Consider the following 18,151-nt stretch of genomic DNA (forward strand, 5'->3'; position numbering starts at 1 on the left):
ATCTTCTCCGTAAACGGTTTGAAAGCATAGGATTTGCTCGCGAGCGCGAATCCGCGTCAACCCGTCCACGGAGAAGTCGAAACATGAAGGTCGTCACCAAACTCAGTCTGGGCTTTGGCATCGTGCTGTCGATGCTGCTTGCCGTGCTCGCCTACGGACTCTTCAGCATGGCGCAGATCCAGGCGCGCTTCGACGAAGTGGTCGAGGTCAACAATGAGGAAGCCAGCCTCGCGCACGCGCTGACCCTTTCGATCAGCGACCGCATGATCGCGCTGCGCAACGTCGCACTGATGAGCGACATCGCCGCGATCGAAACCGAGAAGCAACGCATCCGCACGCAGGCGCAAGGCTATGCCGAAGCCTTCGACGCGCTCGGCAAGCGCTTCGCTCAGAACGACAAGACCGAAGCCCGCGAACGCGCGCTCTACGATACGTTGCGCACCCAGGCAGCCGCTGCCGCGCCGGTCATCGAGCGCGCGGTGGCGCTCGCCGAGGCCCGCGACCAGCAGGGTGCAACGCGCGTGCTGATCGACGAACTGCGCCCCGTGCAGCGCAACTGGATGAACGCCGCGAAAGAGCTGGTCGCATTGCAGGACCAGCAGAACGAGATCGCCAATCGCGATGCCGACGCTGCCTACGCCCGCGCCAAAGCCATCATGATCGCGCTCGGCGTGCTGGCCACGCTGAGCGGCGCTGCAGCGGCGCTGCTCATCACACGCGCGCTGACGCGTGCGCTCGGCGGCGAGCCGGACGAGGCCAAGGCGCTGGCGGCGCGCATCGCGCAAGGCAATCTGCGCGAGCCGGTCGCAACGGCGCATCGTCATCCCGACAGCCTGATGGTTTCGCTCGAAAGCATGCGCGCACGCCTCAATGCCATCGTGCTCGGCATCCAGTCGTCGAGCGTCACGATTGCCGGCGCGGCGCGCGAGATCGCACAGGGCACCGTGGATCTGTCGCGGCGCACCGAATCGCAGGCGGCTTCGCTCGAAGAAACCGCAGCGAGCATGGAAGAACTCGCGAGCACCGTCGCCAAAAACGCCGACAACGCCGCCCAGGGCACGCACGCCGCCACCCAGGCGTGCGGCGACGCCACGCAGGGCGGCGCGAACGTCAACGAGGTCGTCGCGACCATGCGCGGCATTGCGCAAGGCTCGTCGCACATGGCGGACATCATCGGCGTGATCGAGGGCATCGCGTTCCAGACCAACATCCTGGCGCTCAACGCCGCAGTGGAAGCCGCGCGCGCCGGCGATCAGGGACGCGGCTTCGCGGTCGTCGCCGGCGAGGTGCGCGCGCTGGCCCAGCGCAGCGCCGTGGCCGCGAAGGAGATCAAGACCCTCATCGACGATTCCACCACGCGCGTAGCCAGCGGCTCGGCGCTCGTCGAGCATGCGGGCAGCGCGATCGAAGGACTGGTGGCTTCCGTGAACCGCGTGACGGCCATCATGAGCGAAGTGGCGGCCGCATCCGGCGAGCAGCGCACGGGTATCGATCAGGTCAATGTGGCAGTGGCCCAAATGGACGAAGTGACGCAGCAGAACGCGGCGCTCGTCGAACAGGCTTCAGCAGCCGCGCAGTCGCTCGCCGAGCAGGCCGAGTCGCTGCGTGAAGCGGTGTCGGTGTTCCAGGTCGAGCGCAACACGCTTCAATACGCTTAATCCGACACCCCGTGCAATCCCTGCGCGGGCGCAGGAGCCGGAGCAACCGCAGGCGCAACCGCCGACGCCGGACGCCGCTCGCCAAGCGCACGAAAGGTCATCATGGCGCCCGCGATCGCCAACGCCAGCGGAATCAGGAAGCCCTGCTCGATGTTCGTGAACTCGAGCGTCAGCACCAGCGCCGTCAGGGGCATCTGCATCGCCGAGGCCAGGAAGGCCGCCGCGCCGATCACCGCGAACGCGCCGAGCGGCGTGCCCGGCCAGAAGATATTCCAGATGCTGCCGAGCACGACACCGAGCAGCGCGCCGTTCGTCAGGCTTGGCGTCAGCAGGCCGCCTTGCGCGCCCGCGCGTAGCGAACTCACCTCGATGATCACTTTCAGCACGAGCAGCACGCCAGCGAGCGCGAACCCGAGATGGTCTTCGAAGGACAGACCGGCGGCGCTCTTGCCGTTCCCCGCGAGTTGCGGGTAATAGATGACCAGCACGCCGACGAGCATGAAGTTCAGGATCAGCAGCACGGGCAGCGACGTGCCGCGCGCCGCATTCGCGCGCGCCGCCTTGGTGAACTTCACGAAGAGCCGCGCGGCCGCGCCGAACAGCGGGCTCGTGACGACGGCCCAGACGATCAACTGCGCATCAAGGGAATAGACCGGCAGACGATAAGTCTGCGCATCGCCCAGGCCGATCCACGCAACGAACGCGCCGATGGCCGACGTCAGCAACGCGGCGACGACGATCCGCGCTTCGAACGTCGCAAGCAGCACCTCCAGCACGAACACGGCGCCACCAAGCGGCACGTTGTAGACCGCTGCGAGCCCCGCGCCCGCGCCGCACGCGACCATGATCCGCGCTTGCGCCGGCGTGAGCTTCGCGGAGTGCGCGAGCCAGCCGGCCCACAGCGCGCCGATTTCGCGCGGCGCAACCTCGCGGCCGAGCGGCGAGCCCATCGCGACGGTCACGATCTGCAACAGCGAATTGGCGACGGTGCTGACGGGCGGCATGCGCGGACCGTCCGCCTTGATGGCGTCCGCGACGCTGACAAGCGGCTTGCCGAAGCGATACAGGAGCCACCAGCCGCCGCCCGCGATCACGCCGCACAGCGTCAGGACGATGAAGCGGCGTTGCGGCGACGCGCTGCTGATGCCTTGGAGAAAGCTTTCCTTGCCGGGCAACGAATCGACGCTATAGCCGAACGCGATATGCTGAACCGCGTGCAGCAGCAGCGCGAGCAACATGCCGCCGAGCCCCGCGCCCACGCCCACGAGCACGGTGACGACGACGAGTTTCACGGCTGGATTCGATGTCGTGGGCATCGCGTTCGCCTTGTGAACAGAGGATTGGACAAAGGATCAGCCTGAGGCCACGCGAGCATGCGCCGTTTCGCGCGGGTGCCGTGCTTGCGGAATCGCACGGATTCATGCTCATGCGAGGCGGCGTTCGCGCCTACACTAAACGAAATTCGCCAGCCGTTCCGGATTCATGCCACCTCGTTCGCTTTCAACTGCCGCTCCGCTCGAAGACCCCGCTTTGCTGCGCCGCCTGTTGCGTGCGAAGGATCGCATGGACGCTGCATCGCACGAAGCCTGGCCGGTCGCCCGGCTGGCCGATGTGAGCGGCGTCTCCGAAGCGCATTTCGCGCGGTCCTTCAAGCGCGCGTTCGGGCTTCCGCCGCATCGCTATCTGCTGACGCGGCGCATCGAGCAGGCTACCAGCCTGCTGCGCGATACCGAACTGAGCATCACCGAGATCGCCTTCGCCACCGGCTGGGAAAGCCTCGGCACCTTCGGCCGCGTGTTTCGCGACATCAAGGGCAGCAGCCCCGGCGCCGTGCGCACCGCGCTGCGCGCCGCGGACAGTCCGCTGCGGCAGGTGCCCGCCTGTGTGCTGAAGGCCGCGCTGCGTCCCGATCTGACGATGGCAGTTTTGGAGAAGCGCCGCCGCTCGGCCAGGGCTACAGTGCGCTCATCAACCCAGGAGGAAACATGAGCGACGGTATCAATGTGGTGGGCGTATATGTCGACGATCAGGACGCGGCGCTGGATTTCTATGTCGACAAGCTGGGATTCCGCGTCCATACGGACGTGCGCAACGGCGACTATCGCTGGCTCACGGTGCAGCATCCAGACCAGCCTGCGTTTCAACTGGGGCTGTTCGCGCCCGGCCCGCCGATCCACGACAACGCCACTGCGCACACCCTGCGCGCGATGGTCGCCAAGGGCGCCATGCCGCCGCTCGTGCTCGCGGTCACCGATTGCCAGGCAACCTACGCGCGGCTCAAGGCGCGCGGCGTGGAGTTCACGCAGGAGCCCGTGGAGCGCTATGGCAGCGTGGACGCGGGTTTTCGCGATCCCGCCGGCAACGGCTGGAAGATGATCCAGGCGCCGCGCGGCGGGCAATGACAAGACGTTCAGTTCTTGTCGGCGACGACCTGATCGAAGGTGCCGCCATCGGCGAAGTGGATCTTCTGCGCGTTCTGCCAGCTGCCGAACAGCTGTTCGACGGTGAAGGTCTTCAACGGCTTGAACTCGCTCGCATGTTTCGCCAGCACGCCGGGATCGCGCGGACGCAGATGATGCTGCGCGACGATCTCCTGCGCCGCCGGCGTGTACAGGAAGTCGAGATACGCCTGCGCCTGCTTGCGCGTGCCGCGCTTGTCGACCACCTTGTCTACGATCGATACCGGCGGCTCGGCCAGCAGGCTCACCGACGGATACACCGCCTCGAAATCCCTCGCGCCCGGTCCCGCGCTCATCAGGCCCACTTCGTTCTCGAACGTGACCAGCACGTCGCCGATGCCGCGCTGCGTAAAGGTGGTCGTCGCGCCGCGTCCGCCGGTGTCGAGCACCGGCACGTTCTTGAAGATGGCCTTTTCGAAGGCCTGCGCCTGCGCGTCGGTGGCGCCCTGCTGCTTCTTGTAGCCCCACGCCGCGAGATAGGTGTACCGGCCGTTGCCCGAGGTCTTCGGATTGGCGATCACCACTTGCACGCCGTTGCGCGCCAGATCGCTCCAGTCCTTGATGTTCTTCGGATTGCCCTTGTGGACCAGGAACACCATCGTCGTGGTGTAGGGCGCGCTGGCGTCGGGCAGACGGCTGCGCCAGTTGGTGGGCACCAGTTGCCCGCGTTCGGCGAGCAGGTCGATGTCGTTCGGCTGGTTCATCGTCACGACGTCCGCCTGGAGACCCTGCGTCACCGAGAGCGCCTGCGCGCTCGATGCGCCATGCGACTGCCGCACCGACACCGTTTCGCCGGTCTTCTTCTTGTAGTCTGCGATGAACGCGGAATCGATGTCCTTGTACAGCTCGCGCGTGACGTCGTAGGACACGTTGAGGAGCGTCGTATCCGCATGCGCGACGCCGGTCATGCCGGGTGTGATTCCGAGGGTGACACCAACTGCGGCTGCGATCAGCAGCTTCTTGTGTACCGCCATTCTTGTTCTCCAGTGACAGGGTTTCGATACTGCACAACACACGAAGGCCGCTCGAAGGCGGCCATTTTTATACGACGGGATCAGTAGCGCTTATCCGTACGCGCGCTGTTGCTCCGTCTCGTCTTCTTGTTCACGTTCATCGCCGGACGGTGCGCGCCGCGCGAGCGTCTCGACGAAATGCTTCGCCAGCGGCCACGGCCCGAAACCCGCCGCCGTGTTCACGTGCCCCGCGTCGCCGAGATTGATGAACGCGCTGTTCCAGTGCTGCGCCAGCGTGCGCGCTTCGTCGAGCGGCATCCACGGGTCGGTTTCGCTGCCCACGACGAGCGAGAGCGTATCCAGACGCCGTGCGCTGAAGGCGCCGGCAAAGCGGAACTTCGCCGGACTCGCGGGCGCGACGAACAGCACGCCCTGCACTTGCGCGCCGGTTGGCTTCGAGTGAGCAAGCGCATGCGCGGTCGCGAGACAACCGAAGCTATGCGCCGCAATGACCACCGGACCGTCGATGTCGGCCAGTTCGTCGCGTACCGCGTCGCTCCAGGTATCGAGATGCGGCAGGTCCCAGTTGCGCTGCTCGACCCGCCGCGCCGACGGCACCTCGCCTTCGAGCCAGCTCTGCCAGTGCGCGTCCTCGCTGCCGTACAGACCCGGCACGGTGACGAGCGTGACGCCCGTGCCCGACGAATTCGCTTTCCGTGCCCCACCCGCGCTGCGTTCGCTCATGTTCATCCTCGCTGCGACCCGAATCGATCAGGCTTCATTCTCGGCGAGCGCACCGCGAGGGCTAACCAATATTTCGTCATTTCTTTATGGCTCGCGGGGCGGGCGGCACGCGCCGCTATAATCGCTGCACGCCGCGTCCGGACGCCTGCGAGCGCCCGTCATCTGCCCCGCCACCTTCATGCCGACCCGCCGATCCGCTGCTTCCCCCGCTGTTTTCCCGGATTCGCCGGTGCCGCTGTATGCGCAGATCAAGGACACGCTGCGCGCGGGGATTCTCGACGGACGCTATCCGCCGCACAGCCGCATGCCGTCGGAGAGCGAACTCCAGGCGATGTTCGACGTCAGCCGCATCACCATCCGCCAGGCGCTCGGCGATCTGCAAAAGGAAGGCTTGATCTTCAAGGTGCATGGCAAGGGCTCGTTCGTCTCCCAGCCGCGTGCATTCCAGAACGTGACGTCATTGCAGGGTTTCGCCGAGGCGATGTCGGAAGGCGGCCACGACATCCTCAACCGCGTGCTCCGCTTCGACATCGTGCCGGCGCCCGACGAAGTCGCTGCCCGGCTCGGTCTTGCGCCGGGCAGTCCGGTGGCGGAGATTCATCGCGTGAGGTTGTTGAATCGCGCGCCGGTGTCCTACGAGATCAGCTTTCTTCCCGAACACTTCGCGCGACCGCTTGCGCGCGCGGACCTCGTGACGCGCGACATCTTCCTGATTTTGGAGAACGACTGCGCCGTGCCGCTCGGCAGCGCGGATCTCGCGATCGACGCCATCGCCGCGCCGGTCGAGATCGCGCAATCGCTCGACGTGAAGAAAGGCGCGCCGCTGTTGCGCATCGAGCGGCTTACGCATAGCGCGGACGGCACGCCGGCCGATTTCGAATATCTCTATTTTCGTGGCGACACGTTTCAATACCGGCTGCGCATCGACCGCGAACGCCCGGCGAGCAAAGCCCGCTGAAGCCGTGCGTCAGGACGCCTTGCGTGCGCGCTTCACATACTCACCGATGAAAGTACGCACTTCGTCATCTCCGAAGCGTACCGCCACGCGCTCGCCGCTGATCATCTCGACCACGCCCTCGCCATAGCGGCGCACACGCACGCGCTCGCCCTCCTTGAACCGCGCTGCTTGTGGCCGCGACGACTCGCTCTGTTCGGCGCGTTCCTGTTCCCGCTGTTCGCGCGGACTCTCGCTCACTTGCGGCGGATGCAGGCAGTTGTCGCAGGTGCCACACCGTTCGCCGCCGAGTTCGTCCTCGGGCTTGCGATAGCGCACCTCGCCCGCGTGTCGCGGCGCCGCTGTCCGCGTGGTCTCGATGTCTTCCGCGAAGTAATCGAGCAGCGTGCGCCAGCGGCATTGCGCACCCTGCGCATAGCCGATCATGCGTTCGAGCACGGCGCGATCGCGCGCCGAGCGCGCCGTGTATTCGTCCGCGGCGGCATCGAGCCGGGATGCGTCGAAGTGTTCGTCGCTCAGCTTCAGTCCGCCGCGACGCGTGCGCCGCGTCATGCCGATATCGCCGAGCAGCGCCGTCGCGACCCGCAGCTTGTTCGCGCCGATGTCCGGCAGCGCTTCACGCAGACGCGCGAGCGGCTTCTCCAGCGTCCCGCTGCCGCTTTCCTGCGCCAACTCCCGCACCTTCAGCGCCACGCGCGCGATGGTCTCGCGACTCGGATAGCGGCCGCTCATGAAGAACTGCTGCACGTGCCGGTCCTTCATCTCGAACAGCAGCGTGCAGCGCGCGGGCTGTTCATCGCGGCCGGCGCGGCCGGCTTCCTGATAGTAGGCATCGAGGCTGCCCGGCATTTGCGCATGGATCACGAAGCGGATGTCGGGCTTGTCGATGCCCATGCCGAACGCATTGGTCGCGACCATCACGCGCACGCGATCTTCCATGAACGCGTCCTGCGACGCCGAGCGCTCCGCCGACGACAGCTTGCCGTGATAGCGCCCCGCCTGGACACCGGCCTCGACGAGCGCGGCATGCAGCGCCTCGCATTCGGCGATGGTTGCGCAATAGACGATGCCGCTGCCCTGCGCCTCGCGCACGCATTCGATCGCGCGCCGCCGCTTGTCTTCCGGATTGGTCAGCTGTTCCACACTGAAATGCAGGTTGTCGCGATAAACGCCGGTATGAATCACGCGAGCGTGCCGCATGGCCAGCTCGCGCACGATGTCCTCGATGACGGCGGGCGTCGCCGTCGCGGTGAGCGCGAGCACGGGCGGGCGGCCGAGCGCCGCGATGGCATGCACGAGTTCGACATAGGCCGGGCGGAAGTCGTGGCCCCACTGCGAGATGCAATGCGCTTCGTCGATCACGACGAGCGCAATCGCCGGCATGCCGGGCGCGCTGAGTTCGGCGATGAAGTCGGCGTTCGACAGCCGCTCGGGCGTGACGAAGAGCATGCGTACCGCGTGCCCGGCGACGGCTTCCATGACCTCGCGCGCTTCGCCCGCCGTGAGCGTGCTGTTGAGCACGGCGGCCGCGATGCCGGCCTCCGCGAGCTTCGACGCCTGATCGCGCATCAGCGAGATGAGCGGCGACACGATCACTGTCATGCCGTCGAACTGGAGTGCGGGAAGCTGATAGCACAGCGACTTGCCGGCGCCGGTGGGCATCACGGCGAGCGTGTCGTGTCCGTCGAGCACGCTGCGGATCACCTCGTCCTGGCCCGGCCGCAGGTTCGGAAAACCGAAGACGCGACGCAACGCGCTTTCGAGTTCGTCGTCGAGCGGTTTGCGCTTTCTCGTGCTGCGTGCGTGCGGGTCGTTCATGCTTGCGATGCGGCTCGTTTGCCCGTCCGTCGAGTGCGGTCAGCGCGCAAGGCTTCGAGCAAACACCGTACCTTGCGGCAGGCCGCACCGCGTCGCCGCCGCGGCAGGCGAAAAAAAAACCGCTCCCGAAGGAGCGGCTTGCGCGCTTGAACGCAGAGCGATTCAATCAGTCGTCGAGCAATGAAAGATCGCGCACCGCGCCCTTGTCCGCCGACATCACGAACTTCGCATACGCCTTCAGCGCCCCCGATACCTTGCGCGGACGCGGCTTCGCCGGCTTCCAGCCCTTGGCGTTCTGCTCTTCGCGGCGTTGCGCGAGTTCCTCGTCGGAAAGCAGCACGTCGATACGGCGATTCGGGATGTCGATGCGAATGCGGTCGCCGTCGCGCACGAGGCCGATCGCGCCGCCCGCCGCCGCTTCCGGCGAGCAATGGCCGATCGACAGCCCCGACGTGCCGCCCGAGAAACGGCCGTCCGTCAGCAGCGCGCAGGACTTGCCCAGTCCCTTCGACTTGATGTAGCTCGTCGGGTAGAGCATTTCCTGCATGCCCGGGCCGCCCTTCGGGCCTTCGTAGCGCACGATCACGATATCGCCCGCCTTGACCTTGTCGCTCAGGATGTTCTCGACCGCCTCGTCCTGCGATTCCGTGACGTGCGCGCTGCCTTCAAACACCAGGATGCTTTCATCGACGCCCGCGGTCTTCACCACGCAGCCATCCAGCGCGATGTTGCCCGTCAGCACCGCCAGACCGCCTTCCTTCGAGAACGCGTGCTCGTACGAGCGGATGCAGCCTTCCGCGCGGTCGCTGTCGAGGCTCGGCCAGCGAGTGTTCTGGCTGAAGGCCACCTGCGTCGGAATGCCGGCCGGACCCGCCATGTAGAAGGTCTTCACGGCTTCGTCTTCGGTGCGCTTGATGTCCCACTGCGCGAGGGCGTCGCCCAGTGTGGGCGCGTGCACGGTCGGCACGTCCGTGTGCAGCTTGCCCGCGCGTTCCAGTTCGCCCAGGATGGCCATGATCCCGCCTGCGCGATGCACGTCCTCGATGTGGTACTTGTTCGTGTTGGGCGCGACCTTGCACAGCTGCGGCACCGTGCGCGACAGACGGTCGATGTCGGCCATCGTGAAGTCGATCTCGGCTTCGCGCGCAATCGCCAGCAAGTGCAGGATGGTGTTGGTGGAACCGCCCATCGCGATGTCGAGCGTCATCGCGTTCTCGAACGCCTTGAAGCCCACGGAGCGCGGCAGCAGACGCGTTTCTTCCTGTTCGTAGTAACGCTGCGCCAGCCCGACAATCTCACGTCCCGCGCGCTTGAAAAGCTGCTCGCGGTCGGCGTGCGTCGCGACCACCGTGCCGTTGCCGGGCAGCGAGAGGCCGAGCGCTTCGGTCAGGCAGTTCATCGAATTGGCCGTGAACATGCCCGAGCACGAGCCGCACGTCGGGCACGCGGAGCGTTCCACTTCGGCCACTTCGGCGTCCGAGTAGTTTTGGTCCGCGGCGATCACCATGGCGTCGACCAAGTCGAGCTTCTTGAACTCCATGGCCTTCGTGACGGGATTCGCGAGGCGCGTCTTGCCCGCTTCCATCGGGCCGCCGGACACGAAGATCACCGGAATGTTGAGGCGCATCGCGGCCATCAGCATGCCCGGCGTGATCTTGTCGCAATTGGAAATGCACACCATGGCGTCGGCGCAATGCGCGTTGACCATGTATTCCACCGAATCCGCGATGATCTCGCGGCTCGGCAGCGAGTACAGCATGCCGTCGTGACCCATGGCGATGCCGTCATCGACCGCGATGGTGTTGAATTCCTTGGCCACGCCGCCCGCGGCCTCGATCTCGCGCGCGACCAGCTGTCCCAGGTCCTTCAGGTGCACGTGGCCGGGCACGAACTGGGTGAACGAATTGACCACCGCGATGATCGGCTTCGAGAAGTCTTCGTCTTTCATGCCGGTGGCGCGCCACAGCGAGCGCGCCCCCGCCATGTTGCGGCCGGCGGTGGAGGTTTTGGAACGGTAAGTGGGCATCGTGGGTGGCTTCGAAAATTGTCGCGAAAATGAAAGCGGGCCACGAGGATAAAGGCCCTTTGCCCTCGCCTGGACGGCCTGCGGAGCGCCTTTTGGGCGCCGCTTTTGAGCAAAGGCTGAATTATCCCACAGCGGCGCGCAGCGGCCCCGAGCCGACCACGCGGACGCATAACCTCAGGTAATGACAGCGCGAAATTAAAGCGCATTGACGCTGTCCGGACGCAAATCGATACTCGATGCCAGCCCCTCCCGGCCCCGCGCCGCCCCGCAAACCCGCGCCAGACAAGGCGCTCCCACCGTTCCGACGCCATGAACATGCCTGAGAGAAGCCTTGCCCCCGCCCCGGACGCCGAAAGCGTTTTTTCGAGTCCCGGCACCTGGGAGCGCGGCGGCGAACCGTGGGCCAGCAGCGAGCAACGCACGCTGACGTGCTGCCGCGTCATCGACGAGACCCACGACGTCAGGAGCTTCGAATTCCGTGTCGGCGACGGCGCGCCCGTGCGCTTCGAACCCGGCCAGTTTTTGACCATCCGGGCAAACGTTGGGGGGATGCCCGTGGAGCGCTGCTACACGATTTCCTCGCCGCCGACGCGTCCCTGGCTTGTTTCGATCACGGTGAAGCGCGTGCCGGGCGGCGTCGTCTCGAACTGGCTGCACGACACGCTGAAGCCGGGCCATGCGTTGCGCGCCTACGGGCCGTCCGGAAGCTTCACCGCGACGGCTGCTGTGTCGCCCAGCTCGCTCTACCTGTCCGCCGGGTCCGGCGTGACGCCCCTGATGTCGATGACCCGCGCCGCCCTCGATCTCGGACTCGACCGCGATGTGATCTTCATCCACAGCGCGCGAACCCCGGCCGACATCGTCTTCCGCGAAGAACTGCGACGCCTCGCCGCCCTGTCGCCGCGCCTGCGGACGTTCTTCGTGTGCGAGGGCATCGGCGACGAGGCAGACTGGAGCGGGCCCATCGGCCGGCTGAGTCTGCGCTTGCTGTCCGAGTGTGCGCCTGACTACGCAGAGCGCGAAGTCTTTACCTGCGGTCCGGCCGGCTATATGAGCGCCGTGCGCGACCTGCTGCGCGAAGGCGGGCACGACCCGGCGCGCTATCACCAGGAAAGCTTCGACCTCGGCGCGGGTGTCGCGTTGGAGCCGGTGGACGAAGCGCCGCCCGTCGTGCAGGAAAGCTTCACGGTGAAGCTGTCGCGCTCGTCGAAGAGCTTCACGATGAACCCGTCCGAAACGGTGCTGGCGGCGGCGCGCAAGGCAGGCGTGGCGATTCCGTCGTCGTGCAGCCAGGGCGTATGCGGCACCTGCAAGACGAAGCTGCTGGAAGGCACGGTCGACATGAAGCACAACGGCGGCATTCGCGAGCGCGAGATCCAGAAGGGCTTCCGGCTGCTGTGCTGCAGCCGGCCGACCTCCGACCTGACGCTCGAACTCTGACGCTGCGCCGCCATCCACGAATACGCCTTTACGAGGGGGAACAGCATGGCGGTCGAAGCGAACATGCGCGACGTGCGGGCCTACCGGCTCGCACGCGTGCTGGAGCAGATGCGCGCGCACGCGGTGCCCGCGCTGTTGCTGTATGACCCGGTGAACATCCGTTACGCGACGGATACCTCCAACATGCAGGTGTGGTGCGGCCGCAATCCCGCGCGCTACGTGATGATCTTCGCGGACGGGCGCATCGTCGCGTGGGAATTCCACAGCAGCGAACATGTGTGGGACGGGCTCGATCTCGACGTGGAATTTCGCGGCGCCACCAGCTGGACCTTCTTCAATGCCGGCCATGAAGCCGAACGCCGCGCCGAGAGCTGGGGCGCGGAGATCGTCGATGTGTTGCACGCTCATGCACCGGGCGAGAAGCGGCTTGCCGTCGATCGCCTCGATCCCTTCGGAACGGTTTATCTGGAGAAGCACGGCATCGCGCTATCCGACGGCCAGCTTCTGATGGAAAGCGCGCGCCTCATCAAGTCGCCGGACGAACTCGTGCTGATCGGCGCATCCCTGCGCACCGCCGAGCAAGGCATTCAACGCATGCGGGAAGCGCTGCGGCCGGGCATCACCGAGAACGAACTGTGGGCGCATCTGCATTTCGAGAACATCCGTCACGGCGGCGAGTGGATCGAAACGCGGCTGCTCGCTTCCGGCGAACGCACCAATCCATGGATGCACGAATGCTCGGCGCGCGTGCTGCATAACGGCGATCTGCTCGCCTTCGATACCGACATGGTCGGCCCGCACGGCTACTGCTCGGATATCTCGCGTACATGGCTCGTCGGCGATGGACGCCCTTCCGGCGAACAGCGCGCGCTCTACGAACAGGCCTATGCGCAAGTCCACACCAACATGGACTTGCTGAAGCCCGGCATGACGTTTCGCGAGTTTTCGGAGAAGGCGTGGCGCATTCCCGAGCGCTTCATCAAGAACCGCTATTGCTGTCTGGCGCACGGCATCGGCATGGTGGATGAATATCCGTCGATCGCCCATCAGGTCGATTGGGACAGCGCCGGCTATGATGGCCGTTTCGAGCCGGGCATGACGGTGTGCGTCGAGAGCTATATCGGCGCCGAGGGCGGCACGCAGGGCGTCAAGCTCGAACAACAGGTGGTCCTGACCGAGCATGGCTGCGAGCCGCTCACGGCCTGCCCCTTCGAAACCGACTGGCTATAACATCATGACGAAACGCCTGGACACCGTATCGACCTTCCTTGCCATCGCGGAACGCCTGTTCCAGTCCACGCAGCTTCCTGAAGGGGGACGCGCGGTTGCGGCGCGCGTGTTCGAGAAACTGCGCACGCCCTCCGACGACGGCACGCGTCATGCGGACCGCTACCCCGCCTGCGCGTGGCTCGATGCCGCGCTCGCACCGCACCTCGGCGACGAGACGGACATCGGCGCGGCCGCGCGCGCGCTCAAGGCGCTGGAACCCTCGTTGGGCTGGTCGCGCCGGACTTCGGGTGAGAACGGCAGCGAGAATTACATCGAAGGTCACGTGCACGGCCAGATCTGCGGACCGGGCGGCGCCGAGAGCCGTTACGACGCGTTGCTCGGCTTCTCCGTGATGGCGCCCGAGGTCCGCTATCCGGACCACTCGCATCCGCCGGAAGAAGCCTATGTCCTGTTGAGTCCCGGCGAGTTTCGCCAGCGCGACGGCGACTGGTTCAATCCGGGCCTCGGCGGCGGCATCCATAACCTTCCGGGCAGCCGCCATGCGATGCGCTCCGGCCGTGAACCGTTCATCGCCATCTGGTGCCTGTTGCCGTAAGCCGTACGCCTCGCTATCCCACCTCGACGCGATTGCGCCCCCGCTCCTTCGCCTGATACAACGCGCGGTCGGCGCGCCGCATCAACGCATCGACGTCGGACTCGCCCGGCTCGCGTGTCACCACGCCGATGCTCACCGTGAACGGAATCGGCTTCACGCGCCACGCGTGCTCGAAGTCCTGTTGCTCGAAACGCCGGCGCAGCGTATCCGCGATCTGACACGCGAGCCGCGCATCCGCGCCCGGCAGCGCCGCGACGAACTCCTCGCCGCCCCAGCGCGCGAACACTTTCGACGCATGCGGAATCGACATGCCGGCCTGCGCCAGCACGCACAGCACTTCGTCGCCGATATCGTGGCCGTGGCTGTCGTTGATCTTCTTGAAGTAATCGATGTCGAGAATGAACACGGACAGCACCTGATCCGTGCCCAGCACCTTCTCGACGAAATCCAGGAACTCGCGACGGTTCGGCAAGCCGGTCAACGCATCGGTCGCGGCCTGCTTCCGGAGCAATTCCATCAGTTGCGCGCGCTCGGTGATGTCGCGGATCACCGCCGTGAATTCGATCACGCCATCCACCTTGATCTTGGAGATCGCGATCTCCACCGGAATGATGCGTCCGTCGCGATGCCGTCCGTACACGCTGTTGCTTTCGTCCATGCGCGGCGGGGTCATCGAACGCAGGTTCATCTTGTCGGAGTCGGCGAACTGTTTGACGTTGCGCGAATGGTTCGCGCGGAAGCGCTCAGGCAGCAGCGTCTCGATGCGTCGGCCGAGCACTTCGTCCGAGCGGTAGCCAAACAGGTTCTCCGCCGCGCGATTGAACAACGTGATGTTGTGCTGCTCGTCGATCGTGACGATGGCGTCGTAGGCCGAATCCACCACCGCGCGAAAACGCGAGTCGCTGACTTCGAGTGCATGGGTCAGGTCGCGCTTCGGCGGGTTGACGAAACCCGTCAGCAGAATCTCCTTTGCGCCCGCGCCGCCGAGCGGCTTGAGCGTGAGGCGCCAGCGCGCTTCTTGCGCACCGCGCGTCGCGGGATGCTCCAGTTCGTGCGCGTGGCCTGACGCGAAGCTCGCCCGTAGCGTCTCGCGCAATGCGGACCAGCCGTCACCTGGAATCAGCGTGTCGAACGCGAAGGGAAAGGAAAGCGGCTCCGCATGCGCTACGCCTGCCATCGCGAGGAACGCGTCATTGCAAGCGTTGATGACGAAGGCACCGTGCGCATCACGCGCAATGACGGCGACGCAGATCGTCACGCCGTCCGCGGGCTCCTGAGTTGTGTTGGGCAAACCGGACATAGTCTCACCTGGGCGACACCGCCTTACGGCAACGAAAGCAAAAAGCACGTGACGCTGTCGCGCGCGTCACACCGCCCATGGTTATCGGCGCGGCGTCATGAGCCTTGAACTCGACTTCGATGATGATCGACATGGCAGGCCGCTATCGCTTCGCATACGAACGACTTGCCTCTCAGCCAGAAGGACGCGCAAGAACCGTGCTTCGCCCGGCGCGGCCTACGGACATTCGTTCGAAAATTGTTGACCAATTCACTGGGGATTTGGCATAATGCTCGTCGGAGTACAAGAAGTCGATTGCTGTTCATCAATAGTCCGTTTTCTCTTGCGGTATTCGTTGTCCATTCCCTCCTTGATGCTTCGCCCGCTCAATCGAGCACTCTCTTTTCAATTTATTCAAATTCAGGATTTTCATGGACACCGGTATTGTCAAGTGGTTCAACGACACCAAGGGTTTCGGTTTCATCACGCCGGACGCTGGCGGCGATGACCTTTTCGCGCATTTCTCGGAAATTCGCGCTGACGGCTTCAAGACGCTGGCCGAAGGCCAGAAGGTCAGCTTCGAAACGAAGCGCGGCCCGAAGGGCATGCAGGCTTCGAACATCAAGCCGCTGTAAATCTGCTGCTGTAGCGCTGTAGATTGGCCGCTGTAGATTCGCGGCATGCCGGGAGCCTCCAAGACAAGGCTTCCGGCTTCCTCCGGTTCACCTTCGCGGCTCCGCGACACTCCTTCGGCCTGGCCCTGGTTGCCGCCATCTTTCGATCGCGATAAATACGCGCATCGCCTCGTGTTCTCTGGTTGCGCCGGAAACACTCACTCTTAAAATTAAAATGACACAACTCAATCAATACCGCGGTTATGCGGTACATGCCTTTACGCATCGCCTGCACGACAAATCGTTTTCCGCGAATGTCATGCTGGAACGTCCCGAAACGGATTCGGACGAATCCACTTATCGCTTCTTCTCGCTGGACTACTTCTCGAAAGAAGCCGAAGCGATCGAGTATTCGCGCCGCTGGGCGCGCGACTGGATCGACACCCGAGGCTGACGGCATCTTCAGCCCCGGCCTTGCATCTCACGGCAACGCCGCGACCGCTTCAAGCGCACCGCCGATCATCCGGCGCAAGGTGGGCTGAACGGCTTCCGCCTTCGCCGGCAAATAGTCGAACGGCGGGTTTTCATCCATGTAGGTGGACTGGCACATCTCCAGTTGCACGGCATGAATGCCGTCCTGCGGCGCCGCGTAGTGCCGCGTGATGAAGCCGCCCTTGAAGCGCCCGTTCGCCACCCACGTATAGCCGCTCTGCGCGGCGGCGTCCGTCGCCGCCTTCATCACCGATGCCGCCGCCGTGCGGCCATCCTGCGTGCCGATATTCAGATCGGGCAGCTTGTCTTCGAACAGTCTCGGCAACACGCTCGCAATGGAATGCGCTTCCCATAACAGCACGTTCGCGTGCCGCTCGCGCAGGCGCGTCAGCTCGTCGCGCAAGGCGTCGTGATACGGCTGCCAGAACCGCGCGACACGCCGCTGCTTTTCGGCGGCATCCGGCACGCAGCCTTCCCGATACACCGGCTCGCCACGAAACGTCAGGTCCGGACACAAACCGGTCGTCGTCTGGCCCGGATACAGGCTCTCATCCGTCGAAGGCCGGTTCAGATCGACCACATAACGCGACACGCGCGCGCCGAGAATCGTCGCGCCGAGTTCGCGCGCGAACGCATGCAGCTGGTCGAGATGCCAGTCGGTATCGGCGACGGTCAGCGCGACATCCGTGTAACGGTCGCGCAGGTCGTCGGGGATGATCGTGCCGAGATGCGGGATCGAGAGCAGTAGCGGCGCGTCGCCGCGGCTCAGGGTGAAGAGATCGTCCATACGTGTCGGTTCCGAAGCAGGTGAACAGGTGAAGGGAAATCAGCGCAACGCGTTGTCCGGCAGCGTCGGCACGGCGCGCACGAGCGCCGGGCGAATCAGGTGATCAAGCACACGGCGCGTGAGCGTGACGGTCTCGTCGACGAAACCGTCCCACTCGCCCTGCCGATGCAGCACAAAGAACTCGCGCCGCGCCAGCCGTCCTTCGGGCAGCGGCAACACGGCGATCTCGTCGAGATAGTGCCGCGCCTGCCAGAGACACAGCGGCGTCGAGATAGCGAAGCCGAGCTTCGCGCTGACGAGACTCAACAGCGGATCGGTGGCGTCGAACTCGTAGCGGCGCGGACTTTCGATACCCAGATGTCGCGCAAACCGATCCACCTGCTGGCCGATCACGGAACGCGCCGTGTAGCGGATCAGCGGCAACTCATCCGCGAGCGTGCGCCAGTCGGGCAGACTGCCTTGCTCATGTTCGGCACCACGTTCTTCCAGCCAGCGCCGCGACACCACCGCGACGAACGCCTCCGAGAACAACGGCACTTCGACGATGCGCGCATCGGTCAACGGGGTCTGCGTGCAGACCACGACGTCCACTTCGCGCGCGTGCATCTGCGCCGCGAGCCCGGGCGTCAAACCCGACCACAACGCGATCTGGCGCGCCGGCCCGGACATCGCGCGAATCAGTTCGGGGCCGACCGTCGCCGCAAAGGAATCGACGCAACCGAGCCGCAAAGGCAAAGTGCCCGCAAGCGATTCAGCGCCGATCTGCGCGCTCACCGTCTGCGCGTGCTCCAGCAGCGGCCCGGCCAGTTCGAGCAACGCGCGCCCGGCGCGGTTCGGACGCGGCGGACGGCTGTCGCGATCGAAGAGATCGGCGCCCTGCTCGCGCTCCAATGCGGCAATCGACTGGCTCACGGCGCTCTGGCTCAGGCCAAGACGGCGAGCAGCCGCCGTCATCGAGCCGGTCTCGCAAACCGCGATGAACGCCTGCAGCGCGCGCAGATCGATCGGGACTGGGGTGCGTCTCATCAAGGCTCCGTGAATTCCTGCCGCCCATGCGGCGTTCATCTTGCCCGCGCCTCGCGTGATGCATTGCGTCATTGC

At 65.3% G+C, this 18,151-nt stretch carries 17 protein-coding genes; 9 read left to right on the top strand and 8 right to left on the bottom strand.

Annotated elements, in window-relative coordinates; genetic code table 11:
* The first annotated feature begins 83 nt into the window (after positions 1-83).
* Complete coding sequence (locus QCE88_RS37875; RefSeq protein WP_309910817.1) at positions 84-1,658, top strand: methyl-accepting chemotaxis protein; 1,575 nt, start codon at positions 84-86, stop codon at positions 1,656-1,658.
* Here QCE88_RS37875 and QCE88_RS37880 read toward each other — a convergent pair.
* Positions 1,655-2,974, bottom strand: a complete 1,320-nt coding sequence (locus tag QCE88_RS37880) for a chloride channel protein (protein WP_309910819.1) — start codon at positions 2,972-2,974, stop codon at positions 1,655-1,657. The two genes, QCE88_RS37875 and QCE88_RS37880, sit on opposite strands and share 4 nt — an antisense overlap.
* Before the next feature lie 166 nt (positions 2,975-3,140).
* Here QCE88_RS37880 and QCE88_RS37885 point away from each other — a divergent pair, with 166 nt between their 5' ends.
* Positions 3,141-3,647, top strand: coding sequence for an AraC family transcriptional regulator (locus QCE88_RS37885; RefSeq protein ID WP_309910821.1), 507 nt, complete (start codon positions 3,141-3,143; stop codon positions 3,645-3,647).
* A complete protein-coding gene (locus tag QCE88_RS37890) occupies positions 3,644-4,060 on the top strand; it encodes a VOC family protein (protein WP_309910823.1) in 417 nt (138 codons plus the stop codon). The genes QCE88_RS37885 and QCE88_RS37890 overlap by 4 nt, the downstream gene beginning before the upstream one ends.
* Positions 4,061-4,068: 8 nt before the next feature.
* Here QCE88_RS37890 and QCE88_RS37895 read toward each other — a convergent pair whose 3' ends face one another.
* Complete coding sequence (locus QCE88_RS37895; protein ID WP_309911055.1) at positions 4,069-5,025, bottom strand: sulfate ABC transporter substrate-binding protein; 957 nt, start codon at positions 5,023-5,025, stop codon at positions 4,069-4,071.
* A gap of 156 nt (positions 5,026-5,181) precedes the next feature.
* Positions 5,182-5,814: an alpha/beta hydrolase gene (locus QCE88_RS37900; RefSeq protein WP_309910824.1), complete on the bottom strand. Its 633-nt coding sequence runs from the start codon at positions 5,812-5,814 to the stop codon at positions 5,182-5,184.
* A 178-nt stretch (positions 5,815-5,992) separates the two neighbouring features.
* On the opposite strand from QCE88_RS37900, the gene QCE88_RS37905 reads away from it, so the two are divergent.
* Positions 5,993-6,772, top strand: coding sequence for a GntR family transcriptional regulator (locus QCE88_RS37905; protein ID WP_309910826.1), 780 nt, complete (start codon positions 5,993-5,995; stop codon positions 6,770-6,772).
* 9 nt (positions 6,773-6,781) lie between these two features.
* On the opposite strand, the gene QCE88_RS37910 is transcribed toward QCE88_RS37905, so the two are convergent.
* On the bottom strand, positions 6,782-8,587 hold the full coding sequence (locus QCE88_RS37910) for an ATP-dependent DNA helicase RecQ (RefSeq protein ID WP_309910827.1): 1,806 nt from the start codon (positions 8,585-8,587) through the stop codon (positions 6,782-6,784).
* A 166-nt stretch (positions 8,588-8,753) separates the two neighbouring features.
* The gene (gene ilvD / locus QCE88_RS37915; RefSeq protein WP_309910829.1) at positions 8,754-10,613 is read right to left on the bottom strand and encodes a dihydroxy-acid dehydratase; all 1,860 of its coding nucleotides are present in this window, start codon (positions 10,611-10,613) and stop codon (positions 8,754-8,756) included.
* Between the two features lie 315 nt (positions 10,614-10,928).
* Here ilvD and QCE88_RS37920 point away from each other — a divergent pair, with 315 nt between their 5' ends.
* The 3 genes from QCE88_RS37920 to QCE88_RS37930 are packed head-to-tail and all read left to right on the top strand — an operon-like array spanning position 10,929 to position 13,878.
* Entirely contained in the window at positions 10,929-12,053 is a 1,125-nt protein-coding gene (locus QCE88_RS37920) for a 2Fe-2S iron-sulfur cluster-binding protein (protein ID WP_409018287.1), read from the top strand.
* Positions 12,054-12,098: 45 nt separating this feature from the next.
* Positions 12,099-13,283: a Xaa-Pro peptidase family protein gene (locus QCE88_RS37925; RefSeq protein WP_309910833.1), complete on the top strand. Its 1,185-nt coding sequence runs from the start codon at positions 12,099-12,101 to the stop codon at positions 13,281-13,283.
* A gap of 4 nt (positions 13,284-13,287) precedes the next feature.
* The gene (locus QCE88_RS37930; protein WP_309910835.1) at positions 13,288-13,878 is read left to right on the top strand and encodes a dimethylsulfoniopropionate lyase; all 591 of its coding nucleotides are present in this window, start codon (positions 13,288-13,290) and stop codon (positions 13,876-13,878) included.
* A gap of 13 nt (positions 13,879-13,891) precedes the next feature.
* Here QCE88_RS37930 and QCE88_RS37935 read toward each other — a convergent pair whose 3' ends face one another.
* Entirely contained in the window at positions 13,892-15,178 is a 1,287-nt protein-coding gene (locus QCE88_RS37935; protein WP_309910836.1) for a diguanylate cyclase, read from the bottom strand.
* Positions 15,179-15,588: 410 nt separating this feature from the next.
* Between QCE88_RS37935 and QCE88_RS37940 the strand changes: the two genes are divergently transcribed.
* Complete coding sequence (locus QCE88_RS37940; RefSeq protein ID WP_309821213.1) at positions 15,589-15,792, top strand: cold-shock protein; 204 nt, start codon at positions 15,589-15,591, stop codon at positions 15,790-15,792.
* Between the two features lie 214 nt (positions 15,793-16,006).
* Positions 16,007-16,225, top strand: a complete 219-nt coding sequence (locus QCE88_RS37945; protein WP_309910838.1) for a hypothetical protein — start codon at positions 16,007-16,009, stop codon at positions 16,223-16,225.
* Between the two features lie 27 nt (positions 16,226-16,252).
* Here QCE88_RS37945 and hutG read toward each other — a convergent pair whose 3' ends face one another.
* On the bottom strand, positions 16,253-17,050 hold the full coding sequence (hutG, locus tag QCE88_RS37950) for an N-formylglutamate deformylase (RefSeq protein WP_309910840.1): 798 nt from the start codon (positions 17,048-17,050) through the stop codon (positions 16,253-16,255).
* A 39-nt stretch (positions 17,051-17,089) separates the two neighbouring features.
* Positions 17,090-18,076, bottom strand: a complete 987-nt coding sequence (locus QCE88_RS37955; protein ID WP_309910841.1) for a LysR family transcriptional regulator — start codon at positions 18,074-18,076, stop codon at positions 17,090-17,092.
* Between the last annotated feature and the right edge of the window lie 75 nt (positions 18,077-18,151).

This window comes from Caballeronia sp. LZ035, from assembly GCF_031451175.1.
GTDB lineage: Bacteria > Pseudomonadota > Gammaproteobacteria > Burkholderiales > Burkholderiaceae > Caballeronia.

Coding starts and splice junctions, on each gene's coding strand:
- QCE88_RS37955 (WP_309910841.1), bottom strand. CDS start 18,076: ATGAGACGCACCCCAGTCCCGATCGATCTGCGCGCGCTGCAGGCGTTC.
- QCE88_RS37905 (WP_309910826.1), top strand. CDS start 5,993: ATGCCGACCCGCCGATCCGCTGCTTCCCCCGCTGTTTTCCCGGATTCG.
- QCE88_RS37875 (WP_309910817.1), top strand. CDS start 84: ATGAAGGTCGTCACCAAACTCAGTCTGGGCTTTGGCATCGTGCTGTCG.
- QCE88_RS37890 (WP_309910823.1), top strand. CDS start 3,644: ATGAGCGACGGTATCAATGTGGTGGGCGTATATGTCGACGATCAGGAC.
- QCE88_RS37900 (WP_309910824.1), bottom strand. CDS start 5,814: ATGAGCGAACGCAGCGCGGGTGGGGCACGGAAAGCGAATTCGTCGGGC.
- QCE88_RS37925 (WP_309910833.1), top strand. CDS start 12,099: ATGGCGGTCGAAGCGAACATGCGCGACGTGCGGGCCTACCGGCTCGCA.
- QCE88_RS37895 (WP_309911055.1), bottom strand. CDS start 5,025: ATGACCGGCGTCGCGCATGCGGATACGACGCTCCTCAACGTGTCCTAC.
- QCE88_RS37920 (WP_409018287.1), top strand. CDS start 10,929: ATGCCTGAGAGAAGCCTTGCCCCCGCCCCGGACGCCGAAAGCGTTTTT.
- QCE88_RS37945 (WP_309910838.1), top strand. CDS start 16,007: ATGACACAACTCAATCAATACCGCGGTTATGCGGTACATGCCTTTACG.
- hutG (WP_309910840.1), bottom strand. CDS start 17,050: ATGGACGATCTCTTCACCCTGAGCCGCGGCGACGCGCCGCTACTGCTC.
- QCE88_RS37910 (WP_309910827.1), bottom strand. CDS start 8,587: ATGAACGACCCGCACGCACGCAGCACGAGAAAGCGCAAACCGCTCGAC.
- QCE88_RS37940 (WP_309821213.1), top strand. CDS start 15,589: ATGGACACCGGTATTGTCAAGTGGTTCAACGACACCAAGGGTTTCGGT.
- QCE88_RS37930 (WP_309910835.1), top strand. CDS start 13,288: ATGACGAAACGCCTGGACACCGTATCGACCTTCCTTGCCATCGCGGAA.
- QCE88_RS37880 (WP_309910819.1), bottom strand. CDS start 2,974: ATGCCCACGACATCGAATCCAGCCGTGAAACTCGTCGTCGTCACCGTG.
- QCE88_RS37935 (WP_309910836.1), bottom strand. CDS start 15,178: ATGTCCGGTTTGCCCAACACAACTCAGGAGCCCGCGGACGGCGTGACG.
- ilvD (WP_309910829.1), bottom strand. CDS start 10,613: ATGCCCACTTACCGTTCCAAAACCTCCACCGCCGGCCGCAACATGGCG.
- QCE88_RS37885 (WP_309910821.1), top strand. CDS start 3,141: ATGCCACCTCGTTCGCTTTCAACTGCCGCTCCGCTCGAAGACCCCGCT.